This window comes from Acidovorax sp. AC410 (assembly GCF_979253235.1).
In genome coordinates, this window is the sequence record NZ_CEEDCG010000001.1 from 3,151,289 (window position 1) to 3,163,549 (window position 12,261).

Below are 12,261 nucleotides of genomic sequence, written 5' to 3' on the forward strand. Positions count from 1 at the left end.
TTCGCAGCCTCTCAGCGCCCGTCCAGCTCGCGGTGGCGCCGCAGCGTCGCCCAGCGCTTGCCGAAGGCCTCGGCCAGCCGTTCCACCAAGTACACCGAGCGGTGCTGGCCACCGGTGCATCCGATGGCCACCGTCACATAGCTGCGGTGGTTGCGGTCCAGCATCTCCAGCCAATGGGCCAGAAAACCCTCGATGTGGCTTTGCATCAGCGCCACATCGGGCTGAGCGCGCAGAAAATCGGCCACAGGGGCATCCAGCCCGGTTTTTTCACGCAGCTCGGGCTCGTAGTGCGGGTTGGGCAGCATGCGCACGTCGAACACATAGTCCGCATCCACCGGTATGCCGCGCTTGAAGGCGAACGACTGGAACACCAGGGTCAGCTGTCCGGGCGCCGTCGCCATCAAGGTCTTTACGTAACTTTGCAATTGCGAGGCGCGGATGGCACTGGTGTCGATGACGTGCGCCTCCTCGCGCAGATCGGCCAGCAGCTCGCGCTCGAGCTCGATGATCTGCACCAGCGCGCGCCGGCCCTGCTTGAGCGCGTCCGGGGTCAGTTCGTCGTGCGACAGCGGGTGGCGCCTGCGCGTTTCGGAAAAGCGCCGCACCAGGGTGTCGATGGTCGCGTCCAGGAACAGCGAATGCACCACCACGCCCTGCTTGCGCAGCCGGTCGAGCTCCAGGGGCACCAGCGGCAGCGAGGTGGCGCTGCGCACGTCCATGGCGATGGCCACGCGGTTGCCGTGGTGCCGGTGCTCCAGCGACACGAAGGCTGGCAGCAGCTCGGGCGGCAGGTTGTCCACGCAGTAGTAGCCGGCATCCTCCAGGGCATGCAAGGCCACCGACTTGCCCGAGCCGGACATGCCGGTGATCAGCACGATCTCAAGCGCCATCGGTCTGCTTCCTTCTCTTGGGGCGGCGCACGGGGGCGGCGGGCGGCGCGATGGCGAGCATCTCGCGCGCGTGCGCCACGGTCACCTTGCTGGAGTCGTCGCCGCCCAGCATGCGCGCCATTTCGGATATGCGGTCCTCGCCCTGCACGGCCACGACCTGGCTGGCCGTACCCTTGGCGCCGCTGCGCTTGGAGACCACCAGGTGGTGGTCGGCCCGCGCCGCGACCTTGGGCAGGTGGGTGACGGTGAGCACCTGGCGGTCGCGCCCCAACTGCTGCATGAGCCGGCCCACCGTGTCGGCCACGGCCCCGCCCACGCCTGAGTCCACCTCGTCGAAGATCAGGGTGGGCGCCTCACCCAGGGCGCTGGTGGTGACCGCGATGGCCAGCGAGATGCGCGACAGCTCGCCGCCCGAGGCCACCTTGCCGATGGGCCGGGGGCTCGCGCCCGGGTGGCCCGCCACGAGGAAGACCACATCGTCCGTGCCGTGGGCTGCGGGCTCGGCCAGCTTGCCCAGGGCCACCTCGAACTGGCCGCCGGCCATGCCCAGGCCCTGCATGGCCTGGGTGATGGCGGCCGACAGCCGTGGCGCGCCTTTGGCCCGCGCCAGCGACAAGGCGCGCGCCGCGGCCTGGTAGGCCCGGGCACTGGCGGCCTCGGCCTTTTCCAGCGCCACCAGGTCGGCGGCGGCGTCGAGTTGCTGCAGCTCGGCCTTCCAGCCGTGCAGCAGCACGGGCAACTCCACCGGGCTGCGCTTGTAGCGCCGCGCAAGCGTCATCCACAGCGACAGCCGCGCATCCACGGCGGCCAGCCGCTCAGGGTCCAGGTCGTTGTGGCGCAGGTAGGCGTGCAGCGAATGCACCACGTCGCTGGCCTGCGCCACGGCGGAGTCGAGGATGTCGGCGGCGCTGGCGAATTCGGCTTCCAGGTGCTCGTGGCCCTGCAGCAGGTCCTGCGCGCGGGAGAGACCGTCCAGCGCGCCCCCGCCCTCCGCGTCGCCGCCCGACAAGGCCGCGATGGCGGCGTTGGCCGCGTCCATCAGCGCCGAGGCGTTGGACAGGCGCTTGTGCTGGGCGTCCAGCTCACTCCATTCGTCGTCGCCGGGCGCCAGTTTGTCCACCTCGGCAATCTGCCACTGCAGGCGCTCGCGCTCCTGCTGCAGGGTGGCCTGGGCCGCGCGGGCCTGGGCCAGGGCCTTCTGGTCTGCCCGCCACTGGTTCCAGCGCGCAAGCGTCGCCCGGTCGCTGGTGCCCGAGTAGGCGTCCAGCAGGCCGCGCACCGATTCGGGCCGGGTCAGGCTCTGCCAGGCATGCTGGCCGTGGATGTCCAGCAGCAGCTCGCCCAGCGCGCGCAGTTGCGTGGCCGTGGCGGGCGTGCCGTTGATCCAGCCGCGGCTCTTGCCCTGGGTGTCCACCGTGCGGCGCAGCAGCAACAGGTCCTCGCCCTCCAGCCCCGCCTCTTCGAGCCAGGGCCGGATGTGGCCTGGCGCGTCGAATTCGGCGCAGACGTCGGTGCGCGCACAGCCCTCGCGCACCAGGGCGGCATCGGCCCGGGCGCCGAGCACCAGTTGCACGGCGTCGATCAGGATGGATTTGCCGGCCCCGGTCTCGCCGGTGAGCACGGTGAAGCCGCTTTGCAGCTCCAGCTCCAGCGCCTCAACGATGACGAAATCACGCAGGGTGATGCGCCTCAAGGCCATGGTCAGGAGCCCCCTTCGTTCCAGCGCAGCTTCTTGCGCAGGGTGGCGAAGTAGTTCCAGCCCAGTGGGTGCAGGAAGCGCACGCAGTGCTCGGAGCGCTGCACCAGGATGCGGTCGCCGTGCAGCAGCGAGGCCAGCGACTGCATGTCGAAATTGGCGCTCACGTCGCGGCCGCTGACCACCTCGACGGCGATCTCCGTTGCGTCCGAGAGCACGATGGGCCGGTTGGACAGGGTGTGCGGCGCGATGGGCACCAGCACCCAGCCGGGAATGGACGGGTGCAGCATGGGGCCGCCGGCCGACAATGCATAGGCCGTCGAGCCCGTGGGCGAGGCGATGATCAGGCCGTCGGCCCGCTGGTTGGCCACGAAGCGGCCACCCACCTCCACGCGCAACTCCACCATGCCCGAGGTGGCGCCCCGGTTCACGACCACGTCGTTCATGGCCAGCGCCTCGAAGACCACCTGGCCGTCGCGCACCACGCGGGCATGCATCAGCGGGCGCAGGTCCTCCTCGTACTCGCCCTGCAGCATCGGGGGCAGGGTGGTCTGGTAGGTGCCGAAGGGGATGTCGGTGATGAAGCCCAGCCGCCCCTGGTTGATGCCGATCAGCGGCGTCTTGTGGCGCGCCAGCTGCCGGCCTATGCCCAGCATGGTGCCGTCGCCGCCCACCACCAGGCCCAGGTCGCAGCGCGCGCCGATGGTGTCCACGTCCATCGCGGGGTAGCCGGACAGACCGGTGTTGGCGGCGGTTTCGGCCTCCAGTACCACGGTGCAGCCCTGGCCTTGCAGGAACTGGGCGATGTCCTGCAGGGCCTGGCGCGAGCTTTCGGTCATGGAGGAGGCGCCGGTAGCCGATGCCTGCTGGTACTTGCCGATGAGCGCTACGTGGCGGAAATTGGAGGTCATCGTCAAATTACATCATTGTTGTAGGAACACCGGGCCTGGGCGGGGCCTTGCGCGCGCCGCAGTTCGTCGCGGGAAGGCACAGTGCGGGCCGCCCCAACCGGGCTCGGTGTTTAATGCTAGTGCATCCCATGCGGACTTCTCCGTACAACGATAGACGAAACCCGACAGGGGATCACCCACTTCCCTCATTAAAATCGACCGCATGCTCGATGACCGCGCCAAGTTGTTGCTCAAAGCGCTCGTGGAGCGCTACATAGCCGATGGGCAGCCCGTCGGCTCGCGCACGCTCTCGCGCGCCTCCGGCATGGACCTGTCGCCGGCGACCATCCGCAACGTGATGGCCGACCTCGAAGAGCTGGGCCTGATCGCCAGCCCGCACACCTCGGCCGGGCGCATTCCCACGGCCAGAGGCTATCGGCTGTTCGTGGACACCATGTTGACCGTGCAGCGTGACCCTTTGATTTCACCCCCGCTGGCGCCCGAGCAGCCGCAGAAGGTGATTGCCAATGCCGCCAACCTGCTGTCCAACCTGTCGCAGTTCGTGGGTGTGGTGATGGCGCCACGGCGCACCTCGGTTTTCCGGCACATCGAATTCCTCCGGCTGTCGGAGCGGCGCTTCCTGGTGATCATCGTCTCGCCCGAGGGCGATGTGCAGAACCGTGTGATCTTCACGGACATCGACCACTCGCAGTCGCAACTGATCGAGGCGGCCAATTTTCTCAATGCCAACTACGCCGGCCTGGCGATGGAGCAGGTGCGCGAGCGCCTCAAGTCCGAGGTGGACGCGCTGCGCGGCGAGATCGGCACGCTGATGCAGGCGGCCGTCAACGTGGGCTCGGAGGGCGAGGCGCAGGACGAGGTGGTCATCTCCGGCGAGCGCAACCTGCTGTCGGTGAGCGATTTCTCCAGCGACATGGGCAACCTGCGCCGCGCTTTCGACCTCTTCGAGCAGAAAACGCAGATCCTGCGCCTGATGGATTTTTCCAGCCAGGCCGAGGGCGTGCGCATCTACATCGGCGGCGAAAGCCAGGTCGTGCCCTTCGAGGAACTCTCCATCGTGAGCTCCCCCTACGAGGTGGATGGCAAGGTTGTCGGCACGCTGGGCGTGATCGGCCCCACGCGCATGCCCTACGACCGCATGATCCAGATTGTGGACATCACCTCCAAGCTGGTGTCCAACGCGCTCAGCCACCGGCGCTGAGCCCCTGGATACACCCTACAATACCGCGTGCCCCATCTTCGGTCAGGTACACGGGGCGTTAGCTCAGTTGGTTAGAGCAGAGGACTCATAATCCTTTGGTCGCGGGTTCAAGTCCCTCACGCCCTACCATATACAGCCTGGATGATTTGCGCTTGTTTTTGCAGCAAATCCACAAAAGTCGGCCAGATGGCCCAATGCCATGCCAATGGCTTTGACGCTCTCTCGTCGATAGCTGTCACGTTCTGCCGCAACAGTTGAAGCGATGTGCCTTTACATCGTTGCGCCCTGGGCCACGCCCCTGTGAGCTCCTGGCGCGCGTGGAAACCCTTCATGGGAAGTCGGTCTTGCCCCTTTTCAAGGCCAGCACTGTCAAACTACGCATGTCTGTAGGCATTTGCCGCGACCGGGTGTCAGCATGTAACTTGTGCGCCACGTCACTGCATTGACATCGGGCCATCGATACCATTTGAAGACACGCAATGTCACGCTTCTTGCAAGCCCTGAGGCCATCGGGGTGTGCAGGCGCCGGGTGCCAGTGTGCAGGACGCAGGGTCGGGGCCGTCCTGGTCTGCGCTACTTTCACCCAAAGGGTGGTGGGCTTTGCTGGAGGAAGCCTGCCGACACTGCTCGGCCATTTTTGTTTTTGGAGTCCATTCAATGCGGTATCTAATTGTTTTGTTCTTAGCGGCAGTGACCACCTTTGCCCAGGCAGCAAATTTCGTTTCGATGCACCAGTCGGCGCACAAGATTGCCCTGCCTCCGGCACCCGGCAGTTTCAATTACACCTTCGATACCAAGGTTGGCTTCAAGGAGCAGTACGCGCCTACCGGGGTGACGGGTTGCGCCATCGGTTTTGGTACCGGCGGCTGCGCCTTCCCTGGCGGTGGTTCCCTCTCCCTGCCTGAATTCACCGGTTTCCAGATGCAGAACCAGGAATTCAAGATCTTCATCCCCGCAGGAACCCGTTCGTTCCTGTTCTCGGGCTATGCGGCCCAAGGCACCCAGTCGGCCTTCGTGTTGCGCTACGGCAAGGAGCCGACCCGTGCCGCAGCCCTGAGTGGCAGCGAATACCAGGCTGCACAGACGGGCGAGCGCATCGACACCTCGTTTGCGCGCCTGGTCACCCAAGACGTTGACCATTTCGTCGTGCACGATGGTGGCGGCACGCTGCGCTTCGTGGGCGGCCAGCTCGACGCCAACCGTGGCAGCACCAACCAGGGCCAGTGGCTCTATGTGCGCCAACTGAGCGGTTCCGCGCTGTTCGACTACCAGGGCGCCCTGGACGTGGACATGCCCAAGTACGCGGCCGGCTACAACGCCATCACCTGGACCACCAGCCCCTTCCCGGACCCCGTGGACACTGCAAGCCCTGGCGGCGGCGGTGGCACCACCAATCCACCGGTTGCTGGCACGACAGTAACCACGTCCGTGGCCTCTACCGCCGGTCAGCCCCTCAAGCTGGATATCACGATGACCCAGTCCGCCACAGAGGTCGCTGCCAATCCGCGGATCAGCACCTGGGTGGCTGCACGCATCCCCGCCAACGGCCTGTTCTACACGACGGACGTCTGGTTCTTCCGCAAGGTCGACGGCTGGGCCCAATTGGTATTGCCCAACCCCGAGCTCGTGGCCTACTCCAGCCTGGGCACGAATGCGGCCTCCCTGAAGTTCTCGCCCTCGCTGGACCTGACGGACACGGACCTGCGCGCCTTCAATGTCGAGATCTACTTCGGCTACAAGACCAGCACAGGCGCCTTTGTGAGCAAGGGCAAGGTCTGGCCCCAGTAAACGGGTTGGCGCGCGCGGCGCCTCCCCCGCTTGCACAAAAAAGGCCCTTCGGGGCCTTTTTGCATGGGGCCACCGACCAGAGGGGACGCCGGCCGATCAGGGGCGCTGGCCAATAAATTTGGCCTTTTTGCCTGGAGGCACCTTTTGCGTGCGCTACAATACGTGCAGCAGACGAGTTCTGTGATTGCTCCAGGGGTTTACGTTGGGGCAAACACAGAAAGCAGCGATTTTTTGAAATGTTGAAAAATCCATGCTATAATTCGAAGCTTAGCGGCTGTAGCTCAGCTGGATAGAGTACTTGGCTACGAACCAAGGGGTCGTGGGTTCGATTCCTGCCAGCCGCACCAACAGGTAAGCCCTGATATCGCAAGGTATCAGGGCTTTTTCCTTGGGGCTTCTGCTTTCACGCCGCCTGGCCAGGCTGGGGGATTTGGGGGGATTCAGTTCACCACCGCGCGCACGTCGCGCCGTCTTCCTACGCATTTACCGTCCCAGTCGGCGCACCCTGGGGGTGAGTTCACTGCACAGGCCACAGGCTCCCATCCATGCCCACCCACGCCGTCACCTGCCAATTCAAGCGCGATCCCGGATCGGAGCACCTTGCCTCCACCTCGGTGGAGGCAGACGCGGAAGCCGTTCTTTTCAGCTGGACGGACCAGGAGGGCCGGGGGTACGAGGTGCTGCTGCGCGAGGGAGGCCGGCTGGTGGCCACGCTTCGCTTCGACGTGCAGGAACGCGATGCTGCCACCGAGGAGCTGGACCTGCAGTGCCGGGCACTCGGGCTCACCTGGGTGGCTGCGGCTTCCATGGCAGATGTTGCGTGGACTCCTCCTACAGTGGGTGCGGCTGGACAAGGGCCCAATGGGACCTTTACCCCAGGAGTTGACCCCCATGGCCACTGATCCCAAGGACCACCCGGTGCACCAGGTGCCCACGCACTTGCCTCGACCGCCTGGCGACCTGCCGCCCGTCAGCACGCCACCTTCCTCCCCACATCCGCAGCAGCCACCCGGTGCAGTGCCGTTGCCAGATGGTGCCGGCCCCTTCGCCGGCGAGCCGGAGAACGAAGCCGGAGATCCTGTGGGCAAGCCGCCCAGGATGTGAGGGTGCCGCTGCGACGCCCTTCAAAGTCGGAAAGCTCCACCCATCCGTTGCGGCAATGTCCCGGCAAACCTGTGGCAACGGGGCGGCAGTGGGCGCGAGTCCCGGCACCGTGGGCCTGGCAGGCCATGCAACGCCCGGCTGGATGACCTTTTTGGGGGATGCATGAACCCTGCTGGCGCCCCCTCGACTGCCTTATGCTGCGGCTTCATCAAGGTGCGCAGCCGCTTCGAGCTGCCGCCAATGGAAGGGATGGGAATGCACGGCGCAAGAAAAACGACGATGGCGGGGCGCGCGAGGGGCGTGTCCACGCTGGCCTTCATGGGAGGGCTGGCCGTGGTGCTGGTGGCGGCCTTTGCCTGGGGTGGCTACCAGAAGGCGCAGCGCAAGGCCGAGGCCGCCCAGGCCATCGTGGTGGCCAACGAGCGCCTGGACAAGGCGCACAAGCAGTGGATGGAAGCCATGCAGGTGGTCCGCAGCACGCCGCGCTTCGGCCTGTCCACCCCGGTGCTGACCATGCAGGCGCTGCGCCAGGAGGTGCAGGGCCTGGCGTTGCCCCGGTGCCTGGAGAAAAGCCGCGAGCACTTCGTTGCGGGGATGGATGCGCAACTTGAGGGCGTCGTGGCCTTCATCCGCGCCGACATGGACAAGGAGGCCCTGCGCGCCTACACCACGGCCAAGACCCGGTTGATGAACGAGAACTTCGTGGAGTTCGGCAACAAGGCGTCCGCCTGCCCGGCGAACAGCTGAAGCCAAGGGTGGCGGGTGGGGGCGCCTGGCAAGCCGTGCCGACGCACGGGTAACATGCCGCCATGAACAAGGCTTTCACCAAGGAATCCGACGCGCAGGCCGATGACGACGAAGGGCCGGCACTGCCCCCCATCCCTGCCGGGGCGCGCAACTACATGACACCTGCGGGCTATGCCCGGCTGCGCGGCGAACTGCTGGACCTGATCGACAACGAGCGCCCGAAGATCGTCGAGGTGGTGCACTGGGCCGCCAGCAACGGCGACCGCTCGGAGAACGGCGACTACCTCTACGGCAAGAAGCGCCTGCGCGAGATCGACCGGCGCATCCGCTTCCTCACCAAGCGGCTGGAGGTGGCCGAGGTGGTGGACCCGCTGGTCCATGCCGGCAGCGACCAGGTGTTCTTCGGCGCCACCGTGACCTATGTGGACGAGGAGGACGTGACCAGCACCATCACCATCATGGGCATCGACGAGGCCGACAGCGGCCGCGGCCAGGTGAGCTGGGTGTCGCCCGTGGCGCGGGCCCTGCTCAAGAGCCGGGTGGGCGACGAGGTGCCGCTGCCCACGCCGGGCGGCGTGCGCTCGCTGGAGGTACTGGAGGTGCGCTACGAGCGGCACGATCCCCCGCCTCCGGCGCAGGATGCAACGGCCTCCTGATCGCCGAATCGCAGTGCCAGCGAGTTCAGGCTGCCGGAGTGATGCGGCTGGCGCGGATGACCGCTGGCGTGCGGCGCAGGTTGCGCAACGCGGCCTCGATGTGGGCCTGGTCGCGCACGGCGACGATGAAGCGCAGGTCGGTGGTGTCCAGCGCCACTTCGTCGTCCATGTCCACGTGCGTGATGTCGGCCTCGGCGCTGGCCAGGTCGGCGGCCACGCGGGCCAGCACGCCCTTGCTGTTGGTGATGGTGACGACGATGCCGGTCTCGAACATGCGCACGGGTTCGTCCGCCCAATCCACGGCGATGAAGCGTTCGCTGTCCTTGTGCTGCAGGCGCTTGGCCACGGCGCAGTGGGTGTTGTGCACCACCAGGCCCTCGCCCCGGCCCAGGTAGCCCACGATGGCGTCGCCCGGCACGGGGCGGCAGCAGTGGGCGTACTGCACCGACGCGTTCTCGCTGCCGTCCAGGGTGACGGCGCCCTGCGACAGCCGCTCATGCGAGGTGTAGCGCTCGCGGCTGAGCAGCAGCGCGTCGGGCCGGTGGCCGTGCTCGCTCATCAGCACCATGAGCCGCTTGGCCACGATGCTGGCGATGCGCTTGCCCAGGCCCAGGTCGGTCATCAGCTCGCTGCGCGTGCGGTTGCCCGTGAAGCGCAGCAGCTTGTCCCACATCGGCTGGGTCTCGCTGTTCACCGGAGGCAACTGCTCCAGGCCTTCGGAGCGGATGGCCTGGGTCAGCAGCTTCTCGCCCAGGCCCTCGGACTCGGCATGCGCCAGGGTCTTGAGGTAGTGGCGGATCTTGGAGCGCGCGCGGCCCGTGCGCACAAAGCCCAGCCACGCCGGGTTGGGCGTGGAGATGGGGGCGGTGATGATCTCCACCACGTCGCCGTTCTTGAGCTCGGTGCGCAGCGGCACCTGCTCGTTGTTGATCTTGGCGGCCGTGGTGCGGTCGCCCACATTGCTGTGGATGGCGTAGGCAAAATCCACCACCGTCGCGCCCCGGGGCAAGGCCATGATCTGGCTCTTGGGGGTGAACACGTAGACCGCATCGGGGAACAGGTCCACCTTCACGTGGTCCCAGAACTCGGCGGCGTCGCGCGTCTCGTTCTGGATGTCGAGCAGCGACTGCAGCCACTTGGTGCCCAGGCGCTCGGCCGAGGTGCCGTCGCCGTCCTGCGCCTTGTACAGCCAGTGCGCGGCCACGCCGGCCTCGGCGATCACATGCATCTCGTCGGTGCGCATCTGGAACTCGATGTTCACGCCCGAGGGGCCCACCAGCGTGGTGTGCAGCGATTGGTAGCCGTTGAGCTTGGCGATCGCGATGTGGTCCTTGAACTTGCCGGGCACCGGCTTGTACATCTGGTGCAGCACGCCAAGGGCCGTGTAGCAGTCGGTCACCGTGGGCACGATGACGCGAAAGCCGTACATGTCCGTCACCTGGGCAAAGCTCAGGTGCTTCTGGTCCATCTTCTGGTAGATGGCGTAGAGCGTCTTTTCGCGGCCAGCCAGGCGCACCTGCATACCGATGCGCGAAAACGCCGCGTCCACCTCGCTCTGCACGCGCTGCACCAGGTCGCGGCGGCGGTTGCGCGACTTGTTCACTGCCTTGGCCAGCGTGGCGTAGCGCCAGGGGTGCAGGTGGCGAAACGACAGGTCCTGCAGCTCGCGGTAGGTCTGGTTCAGGCCCAGGCGGTGGGCGATGGGGGCGTAGATCTCCAGCGTCTCGGACGAGATGCGGCCCCACTTGCTGCGCGGCATGTCCGACAGCGTGCGCATGTTGTGCGTGCGGTCGGCCAGCTTGATGAGGATGACGCGCACGTCGCGCGCCATGGCCAGCAGCATCTTGCGAAACGACTCGGCCTGGTTTTCCTCGCGGGTGTTGAACTGCAGCTTGTCCAGCTTGGTGAGGCCGTCCACCAGCTCGGCCACCGGCGCGCCGAAGCGCTCGATCAGGTCCACCTTGGTGACGCCGCAGTCTTCCATCGCGTCGTGCAGCAGCGCCGCCATCAGGGCCTGGGCGTCGAGCTTCCAGGTGGCGCACTGGGCGGCCACCGCGATGGGGTGGGTGATGTAGGGCTCGCCGCTGTTGCGCAGCTGGCCCAGGTGGGCCTCATCGGCGAAGCGGTAGGCCTGGCGCACCTGCTCGATGCTGTGGGCGTCCAGGTAGTCGAGGTTGTCGGTGAGCGCGGCAAAGCTGGCAGCCGCGGCGTTGGCCGCTGCCGCAGAGGCACTGACCGGGGCGTGGGTGCCGTCGCCAGGCCGGGCAGGTGATGCCGAGGGAGTGTTGAACACCGCGTTCATGCCTTAAATGTAGCGCGGGTACGCCATGCGGGTCGGCAGGGCAAAAAAAAGCACCGCATGGCAGCGGTGCTCTCCGGGGGCCGCGAACAGGCCCGTCGATGATTCAACCAGGAACCTTCTTGAGCATCTCCAGGCCGACCTTGCCTTCGGCGATCTCGCGCAGGGCGGTCACGGCAGGCTTGTTGCGGCTTTCGATGCGCGGGGCATGGCCCTGGCTCAGCATGCGGGCGCGGTAGGTCGCGGCCAGAACGAGCTGGAAGCGGTTGGGGATCTTTTCCAGACAGTCTTCTACGGTGATGCGTGCCATCGGTGGGTACTCCGGGGATTCAGGTGATATTGAGCGACTGGAAGGTGTCAGCACGGGCGCGTCGCTGGGCGGCGTACTTCAGGCGCTGGGCGTGCACGACGGCTTTCAGGTCGAAAAGCGCGCGCTCAAACAACTCATTGATTATAACGAAGTCGAATTTGCTGACCTGGGCCATCTCGGTAGCCGCATTCTTGAGTCGGACTTCGATCACCTCGGGGGAGTCCTCGCCCCGGCGTTCCAGGCGCGAGCGCAGCTCTTCCCAGCTCGGCGGCAGGATGAAGACCAGCAGGGCATTGGAAAACGCCTCCTTGATCTGCAGCGCGCCCTGGAAGTCGATCTCCAGGATCACGTCCGAGCCCTGGGCGATGCGCTCCTCGATGGCCTTCTTGGAGGTGCCGTAGCGGTTGCCATGCACGTGCGCCCACTCGACGAAGGCATTGCCCTCGACCATGGCGTCGAACTCGGACTGCGACGCGAAATAGTAGTCGCGCCCGTGCTTTTCCTGCCCGCGCGGGGGGCGGGTGGTGTGCGAGATGGACAGATGGACGTGCGAGTCCAGCTCCAGCAAGGCCTTCACGAGGCTGGATTTACCGGCGCCGCTGGGGGCTGCCACTACGATGAGATTTCCTGGGTAGTCCATAGATGATGTGCGCCGGGCG

Annotated in this window: 12 protein-coding genes and 2 tRNA genes; 8 read left to right on the forward strand and 6 right to left on the reverse strand. The window is 66.3% G+C overall.

Annotation, left to right across the window (positions count from 1 at the left end; translation table 11 throughout):
- Positions 1 to 11: 11 nt before the first annotated feature.
- Genes rapZ through AC0IZS_RS14690 form a run of 3 tightly spaced genes read right to left on the reverse strand, consistent with a single transcriptional unit; the run spans position 12 to position 3,497 of the window.
- Positions 12 to 890 (reverse strand): RNase adapter RapZ, encoded by an 879-nt coding sequence (rapZ, locus tag AC0IZS_RS14680; protein WP_471636275.1) that lies wholly within the window; start codon positions 888 to 890, stop codon positions 12 to 14.
- Entirely contained in the window at positions 880 to 2,589 is a 1,710-nt protein-coding gene (recN, locus tag AC0IZS_RS14685) for a DNA repair protein RecN (RefSeq protein WP_471636276.1), read from the reverse strand. Before recN ends, rapZ begins: the two co-directional genes overlap by 11 nt.
- Positions 2,590 to 2,591: 2 nt before the next feature.
- Positions 2,592 to 3,497, reverse strand: a complete 906-nt coding sequence (locus tag AC0IZS_RS14690; RefSeq protein ID WP_471636277.1) for an NAD kinase — start codon at positions 3,495 to 3,497, stop codon at positions 2,592 to 2,594.
- A 202-nt stretch (positions 3,498 to 3,699) separates the two neighbouring features.
- Here AC0IZS_RS14690 and hrcA point away from each other — a divergent pair, with 202 nt between their 5' ends.
- The 8 genes from hrcA (at position 3,700) to greB (ending at position 8,993) form a co-directional block, all read left to right on the forward strand.
- Positions 3,700 to 4,698 (forward strand): heat-inducible transcriptional repressor HrcA, encoded by a 999-nt coding sequence (gene hrcA / locus AC0IZS_RS14695; protein WP_471636278.1) that lies wholly within the window; start codon positions 3,700 to 3,702, stop codon positions 4,696 to 4,698.
- A 52-nt stretch (positions 4,699 to 4,750) separates the two neighbouring features.
- Positions 4,751 to 4,827 (forward strand) — tRNA-Ile (locus AC0IZS_RS14700).
- A gap of 597 nt (positions 4,828 to 5,424) precedes the next feature.
- Positions 5,425 to 6,486, forward strand: a complete 1,062-nt coding sequence (locus AC0IZS_RS14705) for a hypothetical protein (protein ID WP_471636279.1) — start codon at positions 5,425 to 5,427, stop codon at positions 6,484 to 6,486.
- A gap of 270 nt (positions 6,487 to 6,756) precedes the next feature.
- Positions 6,757 to 6,833: transfer RNA gene (locus AC0IZS_RS14710), tRNA-Arg, on the forward strand.
- A 198-nt stretch (positions 6,834 to 7,031) separates the two neighbouring features.
- The gene (locus AC0IZS_RS14715) at positions 7,032 to 7,388 is read left to right on the forward strand and encodes a hypothetical protein (RefSeq protein WP_471636280.1); all 357 of its coding nucleotides are present in this window, start codon (positions 7,032 to 7,034) and stop codon (positions 7,386 to 7,388) included.
- Positions 7,378 to 7,590, forward strand: a complete 213-nt coding sequence (locus AC0IZS_RS14720) for a hypothetical protein (RefSeq protein WP_471636281.1) — start codon at positions 7,378 to 7,380, stop codon at positions 7,588 to 7,590. Before AC0IZS_RS14715 ends, AC0IZS_RS14720 begins: the two co-directional genes overlap by 11 nt.
- Positions 7,591 to 7,869: 279 nt before the next feature.
- The gene (locus AC0IZS_RS14725; RefSeq protein WP_471636282.1) at positions 7,870 to 8,337 is read left to right on the forward strand and encodes a hypothetical protein; all 468 of its coding nucleotides are present in this window, start codon (positions 7,870 to 7,872) and stop codon (positions 8,335 to 8,337) included.
- A gap of 62 nt (positions 8,338 to 8,399) precedes the next feature.
- On the forward strand, positions 8,400 to 8,993 hold the full coding sequence (greB, locus tag AC0IZS_RS14730; protein ID WP_471636283.1) for a transcription elongation factor GreB: 594 nt from the start codon (positions 8,400 to 8,402) through the stop codon (positions 8,991 to 8,993).
- A 25-nt stretch (positions 8,994 to 9,018) separates the two neighbouring features.
- On the opposite strand, the gene AC0IZS_RS14735 is transcribed toward greB, so the two are convergent.
- From AC0IZS_RS14735 to gmk, 3 genes are all read right to left on the reverse strand, one after another.
- Complete coding sequence (locus AC0IZS_RS14735) at positions 9,019 to 11,295, reverse strand: RelA/SpoT family protein (RefSeq protein ID WP_471636284.1); 2,277 nt, start codon at positions 11,293 to 11,295, stop codon at positions 9,019 to 9,021.
- Between the two features lie 103 nt (positions 11,296 to 11,398).
- Positions 11,399 to 11,602, reverse strand: coding sequence for a DNA-directed RNA polymerase subunit omega (gene rpoZ / locus AC0IZS_RS14740; protein WP_005794722.1), 204 nt, complete (start codon positions 11,600 to 11,602; stop codon positions 11,399 to 11,401).
- 19 nt (positions 11,603 to 11,621) lie between these two features.
- On the reverse strand, positions 11,622 to 12,242 hold the full coding sequence (gene gmk / locus AC0IZS_RS14745) for a guanylate kinase (protein ID WP_471636285.1): 621 nt from the start codon (positions 12,240 to 12,242) through the stop codon (positions 11,622 to 11,624).
- Positions 12,243 to 12,261: the final 19 nt, after the last annotated feature.

Excerpts from the sequence above, each read along its gene's own strand:
- AC0IZS_RS14715 (WP_471636280.1), top strand. The coding sequence starts at position 7,032 with ATGCCCACCCACGCCGTCACCTGCCAATTCAAGCGCGATCCCGGATCG.
- greB (WP_471636283.1), top strand. The coding sequence starts at position 8,400 with ATGAACAAGGCTTTCACCAAGGAATCCGACGCGCAGGCCGATGACGAC.
- rapZ (WP_471636275.1), bottom strand. The coding sequence starts at position 890 with ATGGCGCTTGAGATCGTGCTGATCACCGGCATGTCCGGCTCGGGCAAG.
- AC0IZS_RS14725 (WP_471636282.1), top strand. The coding sequence starts at position 7,870 with ATGGCGGGGCGCGCGAGGGGCGTGTCCACGCTGGCCTTCATGGGAGGG.
- hrcA (WP_471636278.1), top strand. The coding sequence starts at position 3,700 with ATGCTCGATGACCGCGCCAAGTTGTTGCTCAAAGCGCTCGTGGAGCGC.
- AC0IZS_RS14720 (WP_471636281.1), top strand. The coding sequence starts at position 7,378 with ATGGCCACTGATCCCAAGGACCACCCGGTGCACCAGGTGCCCACGCAC.
- gmk (WP_471636285.1), bottom strand. The coding sequence starts at position 12,242 with ATGGACTACCCAGGAAATCTCATCGTAGTGGCAGCCCCCAGCGGCGCC.
- recN (WP_471636276.1), bottom strand. The coding sequence starts at position 2,589 with ATGGCCTTGAGGCGCATCACCCTGCGTGATTTCGTCATCGTTGAGGCG.
- AC0IZS_RS14735 (WP_471636284.1), bottom strand. The coding sequence starts at position 11,295 with ATGAACGCGGTGTTCAACACTCCCTCGGCATCACCTGCCCGGCCTGGC.
- AC0IZS_RS14705 (WP_471636279.1), top strand. The coding sequence starts at position 5,425 with ATGCACCAGTCGGCGCACAAGATTGCCCTGCCTCCGGCACCCGGCAGT.
- rpoZ (WP_005794722.1), bottom strand. The coding sequence starts at position 11,602 with ATGGCACGCATCACCGTAGAAGACTGTCTGGAAAAGATCCCCAACCGC.
- AC0IZS_RS14690 (WP_471636277.1), bottom strand. The coding sequence starts at position 3,497 with ATGACCTCCAATTTCCGCCACGTAGCGCTCATCGGCAAGTACCAGCAG.